This window comes from Hyphomicrobium sp. ghe19 (assembly GCF_902712875.1).
Taxonomy (GTDB): Bacteria; Pseudomonadota; Alphaproteobacteria; order Rhizobiales; family Hyphomicrobiaceae; genus Hyphomicrobium_B.
Genome location: NZ_LR743509.1, coordinates 2,285,925 through 2,309,027 on the forward strand (window position 1 = coordinate 2,285,925; position 23,103 = coordinate 2,309,027).

General features: G+C 57.9%; 17 protein-coding genes. 9 read left to right on the forward strand and 8 right to left on the reverse strand.

Going from position 1 to position 23,103, the window contains the following annotated elements; all coding sequences use genetic code 11:
• The first annotated feature begins 3 nt into the window (after positions 1-3).
• Positions 4-1,935: an HWE histidine kinase domain-containing protein gene (locus AACL53_RS10980; RefSeq protein WP_339084538.1), complete on the forward strand. Its 1,932-nt coding sequence runs from the start codon at positions 4-6 to the stop codon at positions 1,933-1,935.
• A 424-nt stretch (positions 1,936-2,359) separates the two neighbouring features.
• Positions 2,360-4,270: a glycoside hydrolase family 15 protein gene (locus AACL53_RS10985; RefSeq protein ID WP_339084539.1), complete on the forward strand. Its 1,911-nt coding sequence runs from the start codon at positions 2,360-2,362 to the stop codon at positions 4,268-4,270.
• A 9-nt stretch (positions 4,271-4,279) separates the two neighbouring features.
• On the opposite strand, the gene AACL53_RS10990 is transcribed toward AACL53_RS10985, so the two are convergent.
• On the reverse strand, positions 4,280-5,377 hold the full coding sequence (locus AACL53_RS10990) for an HWE histidine kinase domain-containing protein (protein ID WP_339084540.1): 1,098 nt from the start codon (positions 5,375-5,377) through the stop codon (positions 4,280-4,282).
• Between the two features lie 279 nt (positions 5,378-5,656).
• On the opposite strand from AACL53_RS10990, the gene AACL53_RS10995 reads away from it, so the two are divergent.
• The 4 genes from AACL53_RS10995 to otsB are packed head-to-tail and all read left to right on the forward strand — an operon-like array spanning position 5,657 to position 9,859.
• Positions 5,657-7,132 (forward strand): trehalose-6-phosphate synthase, encoded by a 1,476-nt coding sequence (locus AACL53_RS10995; protein WP_339084541.1) that lies wholly within the window; start codon positions 5,657-5,659, stop codon positions 7,130-7,132.
• 11 nt (positions 7,133-7,143) lie between these two features.
• Positions 7,144-7,938: an ROK family protein gene (locus AACL53_RS11000; RefSeq protein ID WP_339084542.1), complete on the forward strand. Its 795-nt coding sequence runs from the start codon at positions 7,144-7,146 to the stop codon at positions 7,936-7,938.
• Entirely contained in the window at positions 7,935-9,029 is a 1,095-nt protein-coding gene (locus tag AACL53_RS11005) for a carbohydrate kinase family protein (protein ID WP_339084543.1), read from the forward strand. Before AACL53_RS11000 ends, AACL53_RS11005 begins: the two co-directional genes overlap by 4 nt.
• A gap of 14 nt (positions 9,030-9,043) precedes the next feature.
• Positions 9,044-9,859, forward strand: coding sequence for a trehalose-phosphatase (gene otsB / locus AACL53_RS11010; RefSeq protein WP_339084544.1), 816 nt, complete (start codon positions 9,044-9,046; stop codon positions 9,857-9,859).
• A 6-nt stretch (positions 9,860-9,865) separates the two neighbouring features.
• Here the strand turns inward: otsB and AACL53_RS11015 are convergent, their stop codons facing one another.
• From AACL53_RS11015 to AACL53_RS11025, 3 genes are all read right to left on the reverse strand, one after another.
• A complete protein-coding gene (locus tag AACL53_RS11015) occupies positions 9,866-11,650 on the reverse strand; it encodes a hypothetical protein (RefSeq protein WP_339084545.1) in 1,785 nt (594 codons plus the stop codon).
• Between the two features lie 135 nt (positions 11,651-11,785).
• Complete coding sequence (locus tag AACL53_RS11020) at positions 11,786-13,558, reverse strand: ABC transporter ATP-binding protein (protein WP_339084546.1); 1,773 nt, start codon at positions 13,556-13,558, stop codon at positions 11,786-11,788.
• A gap of 157 nt (positions 13,559-13,715) precedes the next feature.
• Positions 13,716-14,585 carry a glycosyltransferase family 2 protein gene (locus AACL53_RS11025; protein ID WP_339084547.1) on the reverse strand — a complete coding sequence of 290 codons (870 nt, stop codon included), beginning with the start codon at positions 14,583-14,585 and terminating at the stop codon, positions 13,716-13,718.
• A gap of 551 nt (positions 14,586-15,136) precedes the next feature.
• Between AACL53_RS11025 and AACL53_RS11030 the strand changes: the two genes are divergently transcribed.
• Positions 15,137-15,640, forward strand: a complete 504-nt coding sequence (locus AACL53_RS11030; protein ID WP_339084548.1) for a bacterioferritin — start codon at positions 15,137-15,139, stop codon at positions 15,638-15,640.
• Between the two features lie 41 nt (positions 15,641-15,681).
• Here the strand turns inward: AACL53_RS11030 and AACL53_RS11035 are convergent, their stop codons facing one another.
• Positions 15,682-16,284, reverse strand: coding sequence for a YdcF family protein (locus tag AACL53_RS11035; RefSeq protein WP_339084549.1), 603 nt, complete (start codon positions 16,282-16,284; stop codon positions 15,682-15,684).
• 31 nt (positions 16,285-16,315) lie between these two features.
• Positions 16,316-17,545, reverse strand: coding sequence for a glycosyltransferase family 4 protein (locus AACL53_RS11040; protein ID WP_339084551.1), 1,230 nt, complete (start codon positions 17,543-17,545; stop codon positions 16,316-16,318).
• A gap of 241 nt (positions 17,546-17,786) precedes the next feature.
• On the opposite strand from AACL53_RS11040, the gene AACL53_RS11045 reads away from it, so the two are divergent.
• Entirely contained in the window at positions 17,787-18,302 is a 516-nt protein-coding gene (locus AACL53_RS11045; protein ID WP_339084552.1) for a transcription termination/antitermination protein NusG, read from the forward strand.
• Positions 18,303-18,536: 234 nt separating this feature from the next.
• The gene (locus tag AACL53_RS11050; RefSeq protein WP_339084553.1) at positions 18,537-19,376 is read left to right on the forward strand and encodes a Hint domain-containing protein; all 840 of its coding nucleotides are present in this window, start codon (positions 18,537-18,539) and stop codon (positions 19,374-19,376) included.
• Between the two features lie 309 nt (positions 19,377-19,685).
• Here the strand turns inward: AACL53_RS11050 and AACL53_RS11055 are convergent, their stop codons facing one another.
• Positions 19,686-21,437, reverse strand: a complete 1,752-nt coding sequence (locus AACL53_RS11055) for a carbamoyltransferase C-terminal domain-containing protein (RefSeq protein ID WP_339086927.1) — start codon at positions 21,435-21,437, stop codon at positions 19,686-19,688.
• A 259-nt stretch (positions 21,438-21,696) separates the two neighbouring features.
• Entirely contained in the window at positions 21,697-22,899 is a 1,203-nt protein-coding gene (locus AACL53_RS11060; protein WP_339084554.1) for an acyltransferase, read from the reverse strand.
• Between the last annotated feature and the right edge of the window lie 204 nt (positions 22,900-23,103).

Sequence of the window (23,103 nt, forward strand, 5' to 3'; positions counted from 1 at the left end):
ACCATGACAGGCGAATCCGCTTCGACAGAACTCGTCAACATTCTTCTCGTCGACGATCAGCCGGGAAAGCTGCTGACGTACGAAGCCATTCTGGATGGCCTCGATGCGAACCTCATCAAGGCGACGACCGCGGAAGAAGCGCTGACTGCGCTGCTCAAAACGGACATTGCCGTTATCCTGATGGATGTTTGCATGCCGGATCTCGATGGTTTCGAGCTGGCGGCGATGATCCGAGACCACCCGCGGCACGAGAAGACTGCCGTCATTTTCATCTCGGCTGTTCGCCTTGAAATCGATGACCTGCTCAAAGGTTACCGAACTGGCGCGGTCGATTACGTGTCGGTTCCGGTCGTGCCGGAAATCCTCAAGGCGAAAGTCCAGATTTTCGTCGAGCTCTTTAGAAAGAGCCGGCAACTCGATACGCTCAACGCCGAGCTGGAGGAGCGCGTGCGCCAACGCGCGCTGCAGCTCGAAGAATCCCATGCCCGCCTGCAAGAGAGCGAGGAACGGCTTCGCCTCGCGAGTGAGGCCGCGAACCTCGCGACATTCGAATTCGACCAGAAGGCGCAGACCCTGCAATGGTCAGCCAATATCTCCGAGGTTCTTCATAGCAACCTGCCGGAACATCAAACCTTCGAGTCGTTTGTTCAATTCGTGCACGAAGACGACCGCGAAATGGTCCGCAGCTATGTTCGCACTGCGAATTACGCGGAAACGACCGCCGAATTGGAATTTCGCGTAACGGGTGCGCGCGGCGTTGCATGGATTCTCGCCCGCGCTCGCGCGTTCAGCACCGGCAACGCCGAGACGCCGCGCGTGCTTGGAACTCTGCTCGACATCACCGATCGCAAGTCCGCCGAGAGCCATCAGCAGCTTCTCATGGCCGAACTCGATCACAGGGTGAAGAACATCCTCGCCAACGTTGCGGCGATTGCCCGGCTCTCGAGTTCCAACGCGGTTTCTGTCGCATCGTTCGCGTCGGCGCTCGACGGGCGCATTCATGCGATGTCGGCTGCGCATGATCTTTTGCGGCAGAGCAGCTGGACGGGCGTCGATCTCCACGAACTCGTACAGGGCGCGCTGGCGCCGTTCCGTTCGCGATCGGACAACGACATCGTCGTCGACGGCGAGCGCGTCCGGCTGACATCGAAGTTCGGTCAGTCCATGGCCCTCGTGCTGCACGAACTCGTGACGAACGCGGTAAAACACGGAGCGCTTTCGGCGCCCGGCGGAAGGGTTGCCATCAGCTGGTCACGGATCGCGACGCCGGACGGCGACAAGATCGGGTTCTCGTGGCGGGAGCGCGGCGGACCGGTTTGCGCCAAACCAGAGCGCAACGGATTTGGGCTCGCGGTCATTCGCAGCGCTGCATCGGAATGCGGTGGCGTTGCAGAAATGACTTTCGCGCCGGAAGGTTTTCAATTCGACTTCCAGGGCGAACTGTCGACACGGACACACATGGTGGGGACGCGCCACATCGCGATTGTTCCGAAAGCGCGTGGACCGCTGGTGGCGGCCAACATACCGGCGCCTCATCGCCCCTGTCGCATCCTGCTCGTCGAAGATGAAGCTCTCATCGCGATGCAGCTGAAGCTCGATCTCGAGGCGGAAGGTCATACCGTGCTTGGCCCGGTTGGGCGGCTGTCCGACGGCCTCAAGGCCGCGGCCGATTGCAATTTCGACATTGCGTTAATCGACATAAATCTCGGTGCGGACAACAGCGCGCCGATCGCTGAAATCCTCGACCGGCGCCGGATCCCGTTTGCTTTCACGACGGGATACAACGATCTCGTGTTTCTACCGCCTCGGCTGCGGGATTACCCGCATCTGACGAAGCCCTACAATCCGGCCGATGTGAAGGATCTTGTGACCATGCTTGCACACGGCGCCGAGGAGCGCCGCACCGTCGATAGTGCCTCCAACCAAGTCGCGTAGAGGCTGCGGTCCTCTCCGACTCTCAAGTTGCGATGGTCGCGGAGCTGGTCTTGGACGGCTCGCGCGCACCATCGTCGAAATGGATAACGGCGCGTTCCTTAAAATCGCTCGTCAAAAGTTAGGTATCCAGTTCAGATTTGGATATTGGGCCCGGCCGGAAACCTCCGCCAGCGGAGCTTCTGCCGCCCGGTCGAAGATCGTGCACCATTCCCATACTCGCTCTTGAAATGCCCCTTTGTTCGCCCGATCTCCTACGAAGCCGTCGCCTTCGTAGAGCATGTTTCGAGCCGGACACCCTGCTTCAAGGCCTGCGGGAATTCATTCGGCGCGCCGGACATCGATCCTGCATTGCGCGCCGGAGGCAACCAACGCCGTCGCTTCGGAGTTGTTCCCGTTTGCAAGTTTCACTCCCTAGGGGGACCTGATGACTCTGTCGACTTCCCTTCCTTATCGCTCGTCACTCGACGTCGCAGCGATTGGCAACGGACGCATCGCTGCGCTCATTGATCAGGGCGCGCGCATCGTCTGGTGGTGTTTTCCGCGACTGGATGGCGACCCGATCTTCTGCCGGTTGCTTGCCGGTGACGAGGAGAAGGGCTTTTGCGATGTCGTGCTCGAGGGGCAAGTCTCTGCGACATCGTATTACATTCGCAACACGAGCATTCTCGAGACGATCCTGATTGCCGAGAATGGCGCAAGCGTCAAAGTGACGGACTTCTGCCCGCGTTTCTGGCGTTACGATCGCCCCTTCCATCCTGCACAACTCGTTCGCCGGATCGAGCCGCTAAGAGGACGGCCGCGAATTTCCGTGCGCGTCCGGCCAACGTACAATTACGGGCAGCCAGTCACCAACTCATCGTACGGATCGAACCACGTTCGCTATCTCTGCGGTTCTTCATCCATTCGTGTCACGACCGATCTTCCCGTATCTTATATCGCGCACGAGACATCGTTTTCGCTGACGCATCCCGCGACGCTCGTTATCGGTGCGGACGAGCCGATCGAAAGCTCGATCGATTCCACGTCGCGAGAGTTTCTGGAACGCACGCGCGATTTCTGGGTGACGTGGGTGCGCGGGCTGGCCGTCAGCTACGAATGGCAGCCGGAGATCATCCGCGCGGCAATTTCGCTGAAGCTCTGCACCTACGAAGAAACGGGCGCGATCACAGCGGCCTTGACGACGTCGATACCGGAAGCGCCGAATACTCCCCGGACGTGGGACTACCGGTTCTGCTGGCTGCGTGACGCATATTTCGTCATCCGCGCCCTCAATCGTTTGGGCGCCACGCAGTCGATGGAAAACTATCTCGACTACATCACGACCGTTGTCTCCGACACGCAGAGCCCTTTGAAGCCGGTTTATGGCATCGTTCACAATGATGCCGCTCAAGAGAGTATTGCTCCTCACCTACAGGGCTTTCTCGGCATGGGTCCCGTGCGTGTCGGCAACCTCGCGTCCGACCAATTGCAGCATGATGCTTACGGCAGCGTCATACTCGGCGTCGCGCAGATGTTCATCGATCAGCGGCTGCCGCGGATGGGCGACGTCAGCCTTTTTCGCGAGCTTGAATATCTCGGCGAGCATGCCCGCCGTCTCTATTTGGAACCGGATGCAGGCATATGGGAGTATCGCGGCCGGATGCGCATTCATACGCATTCGGCGGTGTTGTGCTGGGTCGCTTGCGACCGCTTGGCCCGAATTGCTACGCTTTTGGGATTGGTCGAACGTGCCGTCTACTGGAAAGAATCCGCCGATAAAATCCGAGCGGAGATTCTGAGCCGGGCATGGAGCGACAAGCGGGGCTCGTTCACAGGCGCGTTCGATCACGAGGAACTCGACGCCAGCGTCCTGCTGGTGGCCGATCTTGGATTTCTGCCGCCGAGCGATCCCCGGTTCGTCAAGACGGTCAATGCCGTTGGCCGGGAATTGATGCGTAACGGTTTGATGTTGCGCTATGCGGCCGAGGATGATTTCGGCCTGCCGGAATCGGCGTTTCTCGCCTGCCAGTTCTGGTACATCGACGCGCTCGAATCCGTCGGGCGCAAAGAAGAAGCGCGCGGACTATTCTGCGAACTTCTCAAGAAGCGCAACGCATTTGGCCTCATGAGCGAAGATCTCAATCCCGCGACGGGGCAACTCTGGGGCAATCTCCCCCAGACCTATTCCATGGCTGGGATGATCAATTCGGCGATGACATTATCGAAGACGTGGGAAGAGGCTTGGTCGGGGCCGGCGCCAAAACACGATGTGACTTCCATCGAACAGGAGCGGACCGGGCGTGAAACTTCCGCCACGGGCCTGCATCTGCCGCGCCGATCGCTGAACGTCAGCTGAGCTTCGACGTCAATAAAGCGAAGCTGCCCTGCCGCGCGTGCGCCGCGTCGTCGTCTGCTTGACGATGGCGGCGATGCGGCAGCGGACACCGTGTTCGTTGAACTCTCGCTCCACTTGCGCGGTCGGGAACCCGCTATCGATCAACGTGGTTCCGAGCCCGCGCCGTTCCGGGGCCGAGACCCGCGGGCCGCCCTGCTCGTTCCAGACAAGCTCGAAGGAGAATTCATCTTCATCGATTTTGCTCAGGGTCCATTTCACGCTTACGTATCCGCGCGCATCGGACCAGGCGCCGTATTTGATCGCGTTCGTTCCGAGTTCGTGCAGCGTCAACGCCAACGCGCTTGCGACATCGCCGGGGATGATCGTATCCGGCCCGCCCATTTCGAACCGCTGGATGCCCGGCGGCACAAGAGGCTTCAACGTTTCAGCAATCAGCTCGCGCAGGGAGGCGCCGACGAAACTGCGCGTCGCGATCAGGTCCATCGCATTGCCCATCGCCGAGAGACGTCCTGCGAGCGATTGGGCAAAGCCGTCCACGTCGCGGCTATACCGCGCCGATTGGCTGACGAGACCGGCAATGACCGCGAAGGTGTTTTTCAGGCGGTGGCGAAGCTCGATGTTGAGCTGCTCGAGTTGAAGTTCTCCCAGCGCGCTGTCTTGAAACAAGGCTTCGTTGCGCGCGCGTTCGTTCACCAGACTCTCGACCTTTCGGTTGAGGAGATGAACGACTGCGATGATGAAGAACGAGAGGACCGCGAAGCTTGCAAGAGCAACGACTGTAGCTGGGGTGATCTCGCCCCAGCCGGGACCCGGAAGGAAAAAATACCAGCTAAAGAAAAAGGACGCTGCGGTGACCAGCAAGGCGGGCCCGGTTCCCGCGACGAGAGCAGTGACGAGGATCGCCAAAAAGAACGTCAAGAAAGGGACGGTGTCCTGCAGCCATCTCGATAGTCCCATCCGCGTCAACGCGGCGAAGACGAAAATCGCGATGCCTGCCGGATAGGCGTAGCGTGCCCTGCGCCGCAATCGCGGAAACACACGTTCGATCAGATTGTCGACGAGTTGAACCATTCGCCCCACGAACGGCACAGCGCCTCCGTCCAGCATTCCGGCGGCGCTCAAGAGCCGTCGCCGTCCCCCATTTGCGTTAGACCCTGTAGCTATCATGAATTGCGCGCGCTTGCGAGGGCTGGACCGACCGCTGTGGCAAAGAATGCGCTTCGTCGCCAGCATCTCTACATCTGGTGCCCAAGCAGATCAGGCCTAGGACACTAGTTCCGGCTAAATGAGGGAACCCATAGCAATCCCGGGGGTTTACAGCCAGGTGCAACGCCACGCGGGGGTCTGGCTTTTACCAAGCTCACGCGTAGGACAGAAGGAGTTATCGTGGCCAGGCTTGTCATGGTTTCGAACCGGGTCATCGACTTCAACGTGGCTCAGCAGGCCGGCGGAGTTGCGGTTGCGATTTATAACACACTCGCGCAACAGAGTGGTTTCTGGTTTGGCTGGGACGGTCAGATCGTCGATGGTGATTGCCCCGAGATAAAAGTCTCTCGCGCGGACGGCCATACGACGGTGACAGAGCCGCTGACACCTGCGGATTATGCCGAATATTATCTCGGCTATTCAAACTCGGTGTTGTGGCCAGTGTTTCACAACCGGCTCGATCTCGCGCAGTTCGAGGCCGGCTATTATTCCCGTTATGTGGCGGTGAACGAGCGTTTCGCGTCCCATCTCGCGCCCCTCATCGAGCCCGACGATGTGATCTGGGTGCACGACTATCACCTGTTGCCGATGGCGCTCGAATTGCGCAAGCTCGGCATCGAAAATCCTATCGGCTATTTCCTGCACATTCCCGTCGGGCCAGCCCAGGCGTTACTCGCCATTCCGGAAAACAAGGAAATCGCCAGGGCGCTCAGCGCCTACGATCTGATTGGTCTGCAGACGCAGTCGGATGTGCGCAATTTGATCGACTTTCTTCAGCAAAGCGTCTTCGGGCGGCTCTTGCCCTCGGGCCGCATTCGCGTGTTCGACGCAGAGCTCGATATCGGATGTTTCCCTGTCGGCATCGATCCTGCAGATTTCGCCTTCAACCCCGGAGAGGCCGAAGCATTGAAGGCGGCCGACACATCAGAGACAAATCGGATCATCGGCATCGACCGGTTGGATTACACCAAGGGTCTTCCGCAGAAATTCCGCGCATACGGAAAATTCCTCGATGAATATCCCGACTATCGCCGTCGGATCGTGCTGTCGCAATTTGCGCCGCCGACGCGTGAAAGCGTCGAAGCTTATGCCGACATCAAGGCCGAGCTCGAATCTCTAGCCGGCTCGATCAACGGCCGCTTCGGCGAACTCGACTGGGTGCCGATCAATTACATCCACAGGACCATTCCCCGTGCCGAGCTTCGCGATGTTTATCGTTCATCCCGGATCGGGTGGGTGACGCCGCTAATGGACGGCATGAACCTCGTCGCGAAAGAGTTCATCGCATGCCAAGATCCGCATGATCCCGGCGTCCTCATTCTTTCGAAGTTTGCCGGCGCCGCAGCGCAGCTCGGCGATGCGGTTCTCGTCAATCCGTACGACGTCAACGACATGGTGCAGGGCCTTCGGATCGCCCTCGAAATGCCGCTCGACGAACGGCGCGAGCGCCATGACCGGTTACTCACCGGCATCCGGAAGAACGATTCAAACGACTGGAGCCGCAGCTATTTCTCCGCGCTCATGAAGGCGGGGCAACGCCGCGCCGCCCGGTCGCCGAAGTCCTCGCCAGAGATGGGGCTAGCGCTCGAACGGTTGCAGAGCTCAGCTAAAAAAAACATCCCGCCTAGCCGATTGACGGCCAATGTGGTGACATAATGGGTGTCATCATGGATAGAAGAAACGTTCCCAAACGGGATGAAGCCATGTCCAATCCGAACATTCTGTGCGTGGACATAGGCGGCACGCTCGTCAAGGCGGCGACGGTCAACGCTTCCGGCACGTTGATATCGGAATTCATTACGACGCAGACGCCGAAGCCGAGCACGCCGGAAGCACTCGTCGGCCTAATTACCGATATCGTGAAGACGTTGCCGACGTTCGGGCGCGTTTCGGTCGGGTTTCCCGGCGTGGTTGGACGAGACCACATAAAGACGGCGCCCAATCTCGGCACGCATCATTGGAACGGCTTCGACCTCGAGAACGAACTCGGGCAGGCGTTCGGCGTGCCGGTTCGCGTGCTGAACGATGCCATCGTCTATGGCTTGGGCGTTGCGAAGGGGCCTGGCCGCGAATGCGTGCTGACGTTCGGAACCGGCATGGGTTGTGCCCTTTTCTGCAATGGGACAGCGTTCTTCGGTCTCGAACTTGGCCAGCACCATGCGAACGACGAACTCAACTATGACCAGTATATCGGTCACGCCGCGTATCTGGAACTTGGCGACGAGGCTTGGAATGAGCGGGCGAAGCGCGTGCTCGCCGCTGTGCAGGCTCTGACCAACGTCGATCATCTCTACATCGGCGGCGGCAACTCGCGGCGCATCACATTCGCGCTGCCGCCATGGGCCAGTGTCGTTCCGCCAGCGAGTGGAATTGCAGGGGGCGCCCGCCTCTGGCGCTCTGAAATGGATCAGTGGTTCAGGCAGTCGAGCAATCTTGTCGGGGAACATACGGAGTCGAGATGAACGTCCTCACCATTGGCGGCGCAATGGTTGATACGATCGTCACGATTGCGAGCGACAAGATCGAACAAGTCAAGATGCGCAATGCCGAGAGCTCGTTCCTTCTTCTAGAAGAAGGACACAAAACGGAGGCGGAGGAAATCGCATCAAGCTGTGGTGGCGGCGCGGTGAACGCGGCCGTTACGGCATCTCGCCTCGGACACAATACATCCATCATCGCCAAGATCGGACGAGATGATAAGGGGAAGACGATACTCGGCCTGCTCCGCGCCGAGGGCGTGGATGTTTCGTGGATTGCCGTCGACGACCGCGAGCCGACGGGATCATCTGTCATTATTTCATCTCATGACAGGAACGCGGCGGTCTTTACTTACCGCGGCGCGAACACGAAAGTCGAAGCCAACGATCTGCCGCACCAGGCATTCGCAGGCCGCGACTTGGTTTATGTCGCCAATCTCAGCAATCAGTCGGCGAACTGTTATCCGCTTGTCGTCGAGCACGCGAAGGCCGCAGGCGCGCTTCTTGCCGTCAATCCCGGCGTGCGCCAACTCACCGCGCGCTTCGATGATTTTTGGCATAGCCTGAAATACATCGATATTCTCTGCATAAACCGTACCGAAGCGCAGACCTTGATGCCGCGACTCCTGCAGTCGTTCGGGGACGGGGGCGCCCCGTTGATTGCGAAAAACGACGAGCCCATTCCGCCGCTCGCCAAGCGTGGCCTGCGCAGCGGCGGCTACGAAATGTCATTGGTTAAATTCCTCGGCACACTGATAGAACTTGGCGTCGGCGTGATCGTGCTCACCGACGGCGCCAATGGCGCATTCATTGCGCGAGCGCAGGAACTTCATTACCGCGCTGCGGAGCATGTCGTCGCAGCGGCAACGACGGGCGCCGGCGATGCTTTTTCCTCAACATTCGCGTGCTATCTTGCAGACACTCAAGATCCAGGGCGTGCACTGAGTGCTGCAGCAATCAACGCAGCCAGCGTCGTGAAATTCATCGACACCCAAACTGGTCTCCTCACCAGGGCGGCATTAGAGCGAGAGATCGAACGCGCGAGCGAAGCGCCGTTATTCAGCTTTTCAATCTAAGCAGGGGAAATTTCTTGACGCAGCAACTGAAGAAAAGCGCCACGCACGGCGAGAACGCCGTGTTGAGCGAGGAGCGAGCGATCGCTGCGCGCAAGGCGGTCGAGCGCCTCATCGCCAATGGGGAGCCCGTTGCGCTTTTCCTCGACGTCGATGGAACTCTTCTCGACGTTGCGCTTACGCCCTCGACGGTGCACGTGCCTGCTTACCTTCCGAAGCTGCTCGATGAGATCGCCGACCGGTTGCACGGCGCATTGGCAATCGTAACGGGACGGCCGTTGGAAGAAGTTGACCGCCTGCTCCATCCTTCGAAATTCGTGGCGGCCGGCGTTCACGGCGGACAGATGCGATTTGCGGATAAGGGCAAGATTGAAACGCTCACCCCTGCATTCAATCCGGCGCTGACGATGGATCTTAAAAAGATTGCCCAGGATTTGCCCGGCATCGTCTACGAGGACAAGGGCAGCGGGATTGCGCTGCATTATCGCCTCGCTCCGGAGCTTCAATCATCGTTGTTGACGATGCTCGGCACACTCGTGCCGAAATATCCGAATGAATTTTCGATCTGCGAAGGCCGCAAGGTCGTCGAGGTTTTGCCTGTTGGTTTCTCGAAGGGACGCGCGCTCAGAAAACTCGCCACGTTGCCCCCGTTTGCCAACAAAATTCCCGTGATGGTCGGCGACGACATCGCCGATGTGGACGCGTTCCGAGCGGCCGAAGATCTCGGCGGATTCGGCCTGAAGGTTGCGGGCGAAAATTTCTCCGAGTCCGAGTCTTCGTTCTACGGACCTCCGGAAGTTCTCGACTGGCTCCAAAAAATCGCAAACATCTGACGTCCGCTAGGCCGCTTCGGCTTGGGCCGGAGCTTCGTTCCGGGCGCCGCTCGGTTCGTTCAGGACCATCAGAAGCGGTGTCAGTCCATCGGTATCGACGAGCTTGAAGATTTCGATGTCACTCCGCGCCTTTTCGCTCCAGCCCGCGATCTCGAGCGCGCGTTCGGCTTTCGAGAACAGCCCGTGATTTCGAACGGCTCTCTTATCGACGTACTGCTTTAGATCTTCGCCCGTCAGCCCCTGCTCTTCCGCCCATTTTTTGCGGATTGCGGTCAGGTCGGTATCGCTTCCCTGCGATTCCTCCTTCTTCAGTTTCTGCAGTTCGTTCTCCTGCAAGAGCCACCACTTGCCCCCCTTGGGCCAGCGCACGAGATCGAGATCACTCAGAACGCCTGCCAATTGATTGACGGCCATTCCTTTCGCGGCTTCGTCCTCATTATCGGGATCGCAGCTGTAGAGATTTGGAATCACCAGATACGACGCCTTGTTGTGATGAACGAAGTGCCGGCGCACCCATTCGAGATCGGCGCCGGGCGCTCGATTGATTGCGGTGTCGATCGCATCGCGGATTTGCCGGGCGAGCGTGCCGGAAGGGCGGATGGACGGCGGCTCACGCGGCGGGTTGATGATCGCCAGCGCGAGAAGGCCCATGTCGATGCCGATCGTCGCCAGAAGCGCGATGACATCGCGGCCCGTTATCGGCTCGCCTTCATCGGTGTGTCCGGCCGTTATGACTTTACCGCCCGAGACGATGTAACGGAATGCACTCGCCGTGTAGGCGCCGATATTGCTCCAAAGGTTTTTGACGGCATTTGCAACGCCAGCGGGTCCCTCATTGAACACCGCTTCGCGCAGTTTCAGCTCAGCGGGTTGATCTGCCTGTGCCGCCGCATCGCGCAGCCGCTCGGCGAGCGTCGGATCGAAACACGCTGACCCGGATTTTCCTGGCGGCTGCGATACGGAATCGGCGAGTGCGCGCATCTCCGATGCCGTCGATTGACCGAGCTGGTTGCTGCGGACTGCAATGTTGCGCGCGAGGCCGCGAATTTCCGACGCCTTGTTCTCGAAGTTGCGCTGGCGTTCCTCGATCGTCGCGCCGCCGAGCACATCCGCCGCCTGGCGCAGAGACTGAACATCGGCCTGCACCGGTTCGAGCCACGATCTCGTCATGCCGTCGCGCAGCGCGCTGACGGCATCGCGCACGCTTCTGCGAGCATTGTAGAGAGGTCCCTTCCCCGCCCCGGATGCAACGCCGCAACTGCCGCCACTCGTTTCCTCGCGCATCATTTGGCTGTCTGACCAGGTGACGACGTTGTCGAGCTGGCCGCGTACGGCGTCCAGCCGTGCTGCGACGGCGGCGCTGGCGTCGCGTGCATCCTCCTGAAGGCCGGCAAGGCCCGTCTTCGTTGCCTCTTGGCCTGAGATCAAGCTCCACCAGAAGCCGTAGCCGAAGCCGATCGACCAGATGGCGAGGAATACGTAGAGCGGGAATGTGATGATGCGCTCGCGGAGGCGACGCTTGGCGCCGAACGTCTCGCGCAGCGTGAGCCATAGCAGAAACGTGAGCGCGACGACGACCGCAGCGACGAGAACGTCATTCGAGATCGAAATGCCGCCGGCGGGCGCGGCGGGCGTCGAGGAGACGCCGACGATGAAATCGCGCATGCCGTGCCAGGTCGCGTATCCAGAGATGATCAGCAGCATGAACGAGGCGATGCCGATCAGCGTGTTTCGGCCGAGGATGTAATCTATCGTTCTGCTGATCAGGTTTGGCTGCGCTTGATCCGGCATACTCAATCCCCACGCTGACACTCAGTTATTGAGATAGCGGAATTGCCGGCGATCTTCCGTTGCCCGAAAGCAACAGTCGGCGCAATCACTTGCGTCGGGGCGGGCACCAGCCATGAGGACCCGCGCGAAAAGAATTCAGACCGCTTCGGCCAGCGGTTGCTTGTTTTCGAGGTATTTCGCGAATTGAAGCTTGAAGAGGCGATTGTATGCGCCTCCGTTCGCGATCAACTGATCATGCGATCCGCTCTCGATGACGCGTCCGGCTTCGATCACATGGATGAGGTCCGCGTGCAGGATGGTCGACAGGCGGTGAGCGATGACGAGCGTGGTTTTTCCCTTCGTCAGGTTGCGCAGCTCGCGCTGAATGGCATCCTCGGTTTCGCTATCGAGCGCGGACGTCGGCTCGTCGAGGAGTATGATCGGCGCACTCTTCAGGTAGGCTCGCGCAAGAGCGATGCGCTGGCGCTGGCCGCCCGAGACCTGGGCTCCGAGCTCACCGACCGGGTTTTCATATCCGCGCGGCAACGACATGATGAATTCATGAGCGCTGGCTGATTTTGCCGCCTCGATGCACTGTTCGTCGGAAGCGTTGTCGAGACCGGCTCGGATATTCTCGATGATCGAGCCTTCAAACAGAAATGCATCCTGGCCGACAACGGAGATGTTGTGGCGAAGCGATTTGAGAGAGACATCGGCGATCGCCTGGCCGTCGATCTCGATAACGCCAGAATCCGGTTCCCGAAGCCTTTGCAGCAGCGCGAATACTGTTGATTTTCCGCCACCGGAATGGCCGACGAGCGCCGTCACCTTGCCGGCCGGAACCGAGAACGACATTCCATTGATGACGGGTTTGTTCTCGACGTATCTGAACGAGACGTCGCGCAGCACGATCTGGCCGCTCTTGATCACAAGCTCGGGCCGCCCCGGAGGTTCGTCCTCGCGTGCGGGGCTGTCCATCAATTCATACATCATGCGCACGCCGACGGCGGCTGTAGCGAGCTGCAATTGAACGCGCGAGAGCCTGCGGCCGGGATCTGCACACATCAGAAGAGCCGTGATGAAGGCGAAGAACTGCCCTGGGCTTTCTCCGTGATAGAGATTTCGCCAGCCGGCATAGAAAACCACAGCGGCGACCGCGCAGCCGCCGATTGTCTCCATCAGCGGGTTCACGCCGGCGCCGATGCGGAGCATTTTGTTGGACAGGCGCTGGACCGCTTCGATCGCGTCGAACATTCGCACTCGCATTTTGTTTTCGAGCTGGAATGATTTTACGACCTGCGCCCCTTGGCTGACTTCTCGCGTGATCTGAACGATGCCGCTCAGCGAATGAACCTCACTTCGCGTCGCCTTCTTGATACGCTCGACCATTTTGCGAGACGACAGGGCGGCCACCGGGCCGCCGATCAGCGCAATGGCCGACAGGATAGGATCGAGCGCAATCATCGTGATGACGAGACCGATGATCGTGAAGAGATCGCGCCCGAGGTTGAGAGAGACCATGTTCAGCATGTCTCTGACAGCGTTCGCGTTATACGACATCTTGGTGACGAGTTCGCTCGAGCTGTATTGCTGAAAGAACGCGACGTCGACTTTCATCATATGCTCGAACATGCGCTTTTGCGTCTGCGCGACAAGACGATTGCCGATCGTGCCCAGAACGACTTCGGAGAAGTAGGCGGCGAACCCCTTCGCCACGAATATCGCGACAATACCGAATGTGATGCCGACGAGGGCCGCACGATTCTGATGCACGAAAATCGTGTCGATCACGTACTTCAGCACGTACGCGCTCAGCGATGTCATGGCCGCGACCAGCAACATACAAACGACCACCAGCGCATACTGCGGCGCGTACTCCCGGCCGTTTTCCTTCATGAGCCGCTTCAGGAGATCAAAGGTCGTCGGCATAAGTTTCTCGATGTCGCCCGTCGAAGAATTTGTGAGTTTTCAGCCCGTTACACGTACGTTGATTTGCGCCCCGGCTAAAGTCAACGGTTGCAGCTGCTCGCATCAAAAATGGATGCCCCCTCGCCCCGTGCGCTGCTCGTTAGTACGGCGAAGGCTGCTACCCGTACAGTGGCATTTCTGCCGCCGGAGAAACAGCAGCGCCATTGGTGTCGGCCTGACCTTCGACACTTCCTTGGCCATCGGCATTACTATCGGCCTCGGCCGGAGACTTAGAGCTTCTGTTCCGCCACATGTGGAAAATTTTCAACAGCCGATAGTCCGCCTGAACCCATGAATACCGGAGGCCATTCCTGCCTCCCATAAAATGTCGTCTGCCGATGTAGTACTTGAAAAAATTGACTGGAAACTCGATGGCCATGCGCGCCAGGAGCTTTGGTGAAGTCGAGGTGGCGTGCTTCGCCGAGAGCTGCATCCTTTCGGCGAGCTTTCGCTTCAGGTCCTCGTAGCTTCGGAACGAATAATGGTAGGCGGGTGCGCGAAGTATGCCCACGGGGTGGCCGTCGGTTACGACGAGATCGTGCACTATGGAATCGCGGAACCTTACTATCCGGCGATCATACAATCGCACGTACCAGTGATCACGCGCCCACCGCCTCGGCCGGGATGTGTTCGGATAGACGAGTTCGATCGGCATGCCATAGGCGACGAAACGCGGAGCGACGTGCGCAAAGAGCGAGACGATTTCTCTCCTCAATGCCGGGGTGACCACCTCGTCGGCATCAAGGTTCAGCACCCAGTCATTTCGGCACTGATCTTCCGCGAAACGCTTTTGTCCGCCGAAGCCCAACCACCGCTGGGTGATCACGCGACACCCTTCGGATGCCGCTACGCGGACCGTGTCGTCAGTGCTTTCGCTGTCGACGACGACAATTTCATCGACCCACGGGCGAACGGAGCGGATGGTACGGGCAATGCGATCAGCTTCATTTTTTGCGATGATGAAACAGGATATCGGCAACTTATCCATAAAAAATGCCTTTCAGAGGCTTCGTTAAACTCACCTCACGCATAACGTATGTCTGTATCCGCCTCGTCTCGTAAAATCGAGTAGCCCCGCTTCGCGCACACTGTTGATTTTCCCGTGCGACAGGCGGCCCTGCCAACTTTACTGAATTGCATTTGATTCATCCTCGACCTAACGGCCGATGTCGTTCGAACTAATTCAATTTTTGCCGGGCTGCGCCCCCGTCTGATTTTTGAAATAAAGTTAGATATGAGCCGATTAGTCCGCATACACCCCAGACAGAGCGATTGACAGGTCCCGCACCAGTGTTTGCACGATTATTATTTCGGAAGTGGCGACTCTGCCCCGCATCTTTGGTTGCCGAAGCTCGCCAGGGCTGGCGAGAAACAGATCGAACTTCCGGCCGGTTCCGAAACTCCCCTGTGCTCAAAGCGTTTAGGGAACAAACACTGTTCGGTTTGATTTTCACAGGCCTTTAACGCGCGGTCTCCACCTTAAAGTTGCAGCAACCTAACGCCCCGCCGCACATCAGATCCGAATGAAGGAATGTCGCCATGGCCACCAGCGGAGATTCTGAAAGACCTATCACGAGAAGCGAACTGGCAGATCTCCTGAACGAGGATCTTGCTCGCGAGTATCAAGCGATCATCTCCTACACAGTGTATTCCCAGGTTCTCAAAGGCGCGCAGTATATGAACATTGCGGATCAGTTGGAAACGCATGCCCATGAAGAACTCAAGCACGCTCTGATTATCTCGCGGCAGGTGGACTATCTTGGAAAAATGCCGGTCGCTAGCCCCAAGCCGGTACGGATCTCGGAGGATCCCAAAACCATGTTGAGATACGATCTCGACAACGAAAACCAAACCATCATGAATTACCGTCAGCGTGTGCGGCAGTGCGAGGCGTTAGGCGAATACGCCATGGCGGAACAAATCCGCGAAATCCTCGTCGACGAGCAAGATCACCAGATCGATCTTGCAACCGCGCTTGGAGAAGATCCTCCCGATCTGACGAAGCGCACCCCCGAAGAGACTCGCCCGAGCGCGCACCACTAAAATTGAGTGCTCAAGGGATGTATCGAGAGCGCGGCCTTCAATCAGGAGCCGGCTACGACGTTGGGCCCCGGAAATGAGGCGTCGATCCTTCCGAGCAGCCGATAGAAGAGCAGTCCTGCCCATTCGTGAAGAGCTATGCGATCTGTCCATCTGTCTGCCGAGGCCGGCCGGCTGACGGGCCAAGCCAAAACGGTAAATCCCGCCTTCCGAAAGCAGCCTACGGCACGCGGCATGTGGGACTGCGAGGTGACGAGGACCCACTGCTGGGACGGCCTCGGTTGCAGAAGCGCAGCCGAGAAGGTCGCATTCTCAAAGGTGTTCGAGGCATAGGGCTCCATCGTAAGCCTCGCCGTAGAGACCCCATGGCCCAACATGATGTCGCGAGATTTTCCGGGGTCCTCTCCGGTGACCACGACCCTTGCATCGGGATAAAGCCGCGCAAGCTCCGCAGCGGCGCTAATTCTTGCGTCGTCGCCGCCGAGTGCAATAATTCCATCGATTGGCTGGCCCGGCGCCAACCGGCCTGGAGGGAAGCGCGCTTCGAGGGGATGAATAAGGATTTCGCCGATCGGCAGCAGCGAGAGTGCTCCGACGGCTGCTATCGCGGCCACCACCGATATCAACAGGCGTTGAAGCCCGAGCATTCGTGACTGCATCATAGCTTAGGGACATCAATCAAGAAGCCGACGGATCTATCATAGCCGGCGATTCTTGATAATTCTTCTTTACTTTCAATTCTTTTAGCAAGGCGTCCCACGCCAAAGTCGCTTGCTTTCTGTCGAAGTGCTGTTCGCAATATTCTCTGGCTCGCCGGCCCATTTCCTTGGCCGCTTCCCCGTTCTCAGCCAGTTCCAGGATCCTTTCCGCCAGGCCCTCTCCGTCTCCGATGTCGACGACGAAACCGCAGCCAATTCGTGAAAGATATCGCGCAATCTCTCCATCCCCATCGCCGATGAATATCGTCGGACGTCCAGCTGCCGCGACACCGTAAAATTTGCTGGGCACGATGAGGCCCTCGAGTTCCGCTTTGAGGGAGACCAAGTGGACGTTGGCAACCGACAGCGCTTCGGCGAGTTTTTCGCGCGGCTGGTAAGTCTCGAATTGCAAAGACGTGAGCTTGCGGACCTGGGCCTCCCGTTTCAAGGGCTCAAACAACGCCCCTCCCCCAACGAACAGCCAGACGATATGGGGCGCCTCTTCGGATCGGCCGCGCTTTTGCTCGATAGATGCTGCTGCGGCCAGAATGGTATCGATTTCATGGGCCCGCCCCAAATTGCCCGAATAGCCCACCACGAATGCCGAGCCCAATTCCCATTTGGAACGCAGGCCATTTGAACCCTGATCAACTGGCCGTATATCACTGCAATTCGTCCAATTCGGAATTATGCGAAAGCGCGAGGTATCGACGCCCAACGACATCACCCTCTCAGCCATTCGATCGCCGATGACGATATTCATATCGGCAGCCCGCAGCGAGGCGTTCCGCAGAGCCTGCAAAGGACGGTACGTCCATCCCGTCACGGCGCCGCCGACTTCGACGGCCTTGGCGACCTCCGGGAAGATATCCTGCAGCCAGTTCACGAAGAACGCGCCACGAAGTTTTGCTATCGGCGCCGCCAAGACGGATATCATTGGGGGATCCGTCTTGGCGATGACAACGTCGCCTCTGCGCACTCGAAAAAGCAATTCCCAACTCGCGGACAAATAAAAGGTTAGATAATCGATCGCGCGAAGTGCGAGGTTGGAGCGGCCAAATCTCGACGTCCAAACCCGAAAAACATCAACGCCTTCAATCTGCTCGTGGGCGGCAAGCTGATCGCGGGGCGCATCGTAATGCTGGCGACTGGTGATGACGGTTACCGAATGGCCGGCTTGCGCAAGCCCGAAGGCCAGGTCGGAAAGCATTTGGCTGGTCGCCGAGTGGTCCGGATAAAAAAATCGATTTAGGAAGAGTACTCGCATGCCTACTCGCCTAAAACTCCGGATCTACAAAACTTCCAAAGTTGCGGGAGGTCCTAACTTGTGCCCGAAAAACGTGGACCGGGTGCCCGTCTGCTTTTCGCCTTAATCAGTCGACACCGTATTTTAAAAGTGCACAATTGTCTCGACGTGAACTGCCGTCGTGTGGTGGATCGGAAGAAATTCGATGAGTGAGGTCCGTTTGACCGATACGAGAAACAAGGCTTGGCTAGCCGTCAACACGCAGCCACACCGGGAATCTCTCGCGATTGAGAACCTCAAACGGCAAGAATATCTCAGCTACTGTCCGATGGTCCGCAAGCGGATGGTTCGGCGCGAAGTGCTCCGCCCGATGTTTTCCGGATATATATTTGTGGGCCTTGACCCATCGCAACGCTGGCACCCTGTTCATTCGACATTGGGCGTGAGACGTATTCTGAGTTTTGGCGGCGCACCTAGTCTAGTCGCCGATGAGTTCATCCAGGCTCTTAAAGCACGCGAAATCGATGGAGCTGTGATCCGTCCGGCCAATCCGTATGAAATCGGACAAAAAGTTCGCGTTACCGCTGGTCCTTTCGATGGAATCATCGCAAGCATCGTCGATATGAATGAAGCAGATCGGATCGTCGTACTATTCGAATTGCTCGGCAGAAATGCCAAAGCCAATATTGATATCCGTTCATTGGCGTCGTTAGATATGTGAACAATGTTTTTCGGAAGATTCCGGGTATATTTTTCGAGTTTTCAAAAATTGGCTATTCCGTGGCAATGGCGCAACATTTGACTCGTTATATTGCATAAGCACCGCAAGTCCGCTTGACGGAAACGCGGTTAATCGAGCTTCTAACAGAGGCTATTTCAAATCAATTTATAGCGGGGAGTTGATATGCGTACTTATTCTTCTGATGACAATTCTGCGCAATTGAGCAGCAATAAATTGAGATCACGCCGGAGTGTCATTCGCAATTTGGTGGGTGGCGCGGCCGTTCTCAGCTTGGCAGTTGGTTCGCGAGCGAGCCCCGCGAAGGCCGGGTCTGGCGGCTGGGGTGGTCCGGGCGGCGGCGGTCCGGGTGGCGGCTGGGGTGGCCCAGGCCGTGACCACGACCCCCACGATCCCGGCGATCATTGGGGCCATTGCTTTCTGCGCGGGACGCGCATCAGCACGCCGACAGGCGATATTTCCATTGAATCACTGAAAATAGGCGACCCCATCCTGACAATTTCCGGAGACGTGCAACCTACCCGCTGGATCGGACGCATGAGCTTTAGGCGCCAGCAGGGCGAGTCCTGGGGCAAAGGCGTCGCTCCGATCAGAATATCCAAATCGGCGATCGCGGATGGCGTCCCGCATACCGACGTTTTGCTATCGCCAGCGCATATGCTCTTACTGGACGGCTATCTTGTTCCCTGCGGTCAGCTCGTGAACGGCATCACAATCAGACAAGAGCGGATGAGTTCTGAAACGCAGCTCGATTACTTCCATATCGAACTTGCTAGCCACGACGTCCTGTTTGCCGAAGGGCTACCTGCAGAGACGCTGATGGGTGACGCGCGTCGAATGGAATTCGACAACTATCGTGAGTATGAACTTCTCTACCCGACCCAAACGCACGTATCGCCCTTGCCGTTTGCACCGATACTTAGCCTCAACGGCGGCCGAGAAGAGTTGCGTTCGAGGATGCGCAGCGCGTTCGCGCCGTTCGTTGATCGCCGCGAGCCTTTCGACGTCGCTCGAGATCGGCTCGAGGAGCGCGCCGAAGAGATGCGGTTAGGCTGAGAACGTAGAGGCTCTGAAACCGGGGCAGTCTAGATCAGCTTACGAATGCAGGGGCGGGACCGGATAATTGTCGTCCATCGGCGCGAAAGGCTTGCCCCGGCTTACAATTCGCATCGCAAGTGCGTTGGAACATCCCCAAGTGTCCACGGAGGATTGCATTGTGGCGGCAGGTGGGTCTCAGACATTTTGCTTCCGATAGCGGAGATGATGACCTGACCCGGAGCCAGCTTTGTCGGCAGCGACGCCGTTTCCGTTCGAAGAAAATTGAAGCAGGCCGCAATCACTGCGGTGCCTTGTTACCAGAAGCACTCAATTCGTCTGCCGCCTGACCACCCAATCGCCTAGCACCAATACATCCATATCCGTTCTCAAAAAACAGTCTAGCGCCTCCTCGGGGCGGCAAACGACGGGCTCGTTCTCATTGAAGGATGTGTTGAGTACCATTGGCACTCCGGTCAATGCACGAAACGCGTCGATTAGATTCCAATAGCGAGGGTTCGTTTGCTTGTAGACGGTCTGAAGCCGACCCGAGCCATCGACGTGCGTTACGGCAGGAATCATGCAGCGTTTCGATTCCCGAATTTGGAATACCTGCATCATAAAAGGGACGTCATCGTCCTCCTCAAACCATTCGGCAACATGCTCTCGCTGGATGGATGGCGCAAAGGGGCGGAAACTCTCGCGCCGTTTGATCTTTAGGTTCAAAATTTCCTTCATATCCGCTCTGCGAGGATCGCAGATTATTGAGCGATTGCCGAGGGCACGTGGCCCCCACTCCATGCGGCCTTGAAACCAGCCCACCACCTTGCCTTCAGCAACGACCTGCGCAGTTCGGTGGCACAGATCCAACTCGTCAGTCACGTCCTCGGTACTGCAGCATTTCGCTGCGAGTTCGTCCGCTCTGCATTCCAATAGCCGCGCAATTTTTTGGTTATCGAGCCCTAATCCAAGATAAGCGTGGTCCATCACAGGGCGGCCTACATCAATGTCTCCCGACAGCGCGGAAGGTGTCAACGCGGAGGAATTACAATCCGGACCGGCAAGTTCGCACCAGACATGCATCGCGGCACCGATGGCGCCTCCCGCATCTCCGGCCGCTGACTGTATATATGTGCGCTTGAATGACGATAGCCGCCTGATTTTGCCATTCGCCACCGAGTTCATCGCGCATCCCCCGGCCAGCGCAAGATCTGTGAGCTGGTAGCGATCATATAGTCGCCCGAGGAGGTGAAAGAACGCTTCTTCGTACATCGCTTGCACCGACCGCGCGATATCACGATGGCGATCGGTCAGTGGTTCGTCGCTTTTCCTAGGTGGACCAAGAAGGGTCTCCATCTCCGGAGAAAACAGAGTTCCGACGTGCGGACTTCCACCCGACCACTCATAGGCGATCTTCTCCCGGTGATGGCGGAAATACTTGAGGTCAAGAGCGAACGTCCCGTCGCTCTGCAGCAGAACGATGCGGCGCATCTCGGGCAGGAAGCGCGGCTCCCCATAAGGTGCAAGCCCCATTACCTTGTATTCGTCGCCATAGTTCGGGAAGCCGAGATACTGAGTCAGTGCTTGATAAAATGCACCCAGAGAATGCGGGAACCACACCCGGCCGTCGAGCGACATCGTGGAGTTTCTACCAATCCCCCACGCCGCGCTCGCGAAGTCTCCGAATCCATCGACCGATACGGCGACGACATCCCGGAATGGCGATACGAGATAGGACGATGCAAGATGCGCAAGGTGATGCTCGACGCGGCGAATCTTCCCGCGGATTACGTCACCAGGGAACGCCCGCGCCAATTCGCTCTCGATCGACGCACGCTTTCCCTGATTCCGAACACGATCAATTATCAGCCCTAGGTCGGGTCGACGCTTAGCCGCATAGCCGAGGCGACGAAGCATGTTTGCCTTGGGGTCGCTGTTGATTGCGATGTAGTCAACATCCGAGAGCCTCGCGCCGGCCTCCTTGAGGCAATAGCGAATGGCTTCCGAGGGGAATCCCGCCCAGTGCTTTATTCGGCGGAAGCGCTCTTCTTCGGCTGCCGCCACGATCCGTCCATCACGCACGCAGCAAGCCGCCGCATCGCCGTGGTAGGCGTTGAGACCAAGAATAATCAATTCAATTTTCCTAATAGAATGGCGTGTGACTCTTACGAGCGGCTGCCACTGCAAATCGGCAAGCCACGAATACGATTGGTAATGCCATTTCCTCCGGCCGCCCTCTGCAAGCAGCCTGCCGAGCTAACTCGGGAAATCTTTTCGTCATTACTGCAAGCCTCAGAAAGCCGAAGCAGTGTGTGCTGCGGTTTCCATTAGGATCGTTGTGTCAGTTCCGGTCGCCAGGGCTTACGATGTGCGCGTGACTGGGGAGATGGCCTTCAATACCGCGAAATTGCCCCGGCGGCGGCTTGTCCATTGTTGAGCTTTTCATCAAGAGCAAGGTGCCCGCGCGAACTGCCGCTGAATCTGCTCGAGTGACGGAAAAATACTTGCTCGCGACGATGCTCGGCTTTTCGATAAGCGCATAAACAACCGCCGAAACAGCAATAGTTGCAAAGATTCCTACAATCACGAATCCGACTTGATGAAGACCGCTTTCCCCGCTCACCAACTTTTGCAGAAGCGCGATTGTGATACCGCCGATCAGCATATGAAAGAGATAGATGCAGTAGCTGAGCGCGCCGAGTTCAGATAGCAGGCGGTTGCTGAGCATCTGAGACAGTGGGCGCCACCACACGGCCGCCATCAACAGAAGCGATGACGCCAAGCTGGCGAGCACGTAGGAATCTCTGCAGAAGCCGAATGCCGCCAACATTGCGCCGGCGTTGAGCCAATAGAGCGCTAGCGCGCCGCGGATTCTGCGCAATGTCAGCGCAGCAAGGATGCCGCCAAGGAATGTGTGAAGATGGTGGTAAAGCCATTGTTCGTCGAGCGACACCAGGTTGGCAAGGCGTACGGCAGACGCTGCGATAAGCACGAGGGCAACGGCGCAAAAGACGCGATCGCGAGGCAGCCCCTGCTCTTCAAATCGATTGAGCAAGAGAACGATTAGCGCAAAGAATACGTAGAACTGGACCTCAACGCCAAGCGTCCAAGCCACGGGAAGGTAGAGTCTTGCGTCGAGAGGCAGGAAGTAAAATATGTTCTTGCTCATCTCTACGGCGCTGCCCTCACGCACTGGGAAGATATCCACACTTGAGATACTGAGCAGAAGAGGTACACCAAAAACGTAGGCCGCAAGCGCCGTCCAGTAGGTGGGATCTAAGCGGACGCTACGCCTGATAAAATACGTGCAGACTGCTTTGGATGAGTTGATGGTGCGGTCGTTGTATAGCGTGTACGCAATGACGAATCCTGAGATGACGAAGAACAATTGGACACCGAATCTCCCCCAGACTGACACCGTATTGAAAGTCGACGGCATCGAGTTGCTGACCAGAACGCCGCCGTTTTGCGTGTAAGTGTGGAACCAAGCAACACTTAGAGCGGCCATGCCTCGCAAGCCATCAACGCTGCGAACCTTTTGCATTGCAATTCCTTATCGCCGAGAGCCTGATTTCATAGCCTTGCGAATGTGAGGCAACGGGAGCATGCCGATCAGAAATCGTCTCACTGCGGTGAGAGAGCAGTTGAACACTCGCTACTGGACCAGGGACCTTGAAACACGCACAGGCCGTTCTGCTGTCATTTAATTGTTCTGGGTGAGATCGAGAAATATCTCTAAATGCAATTG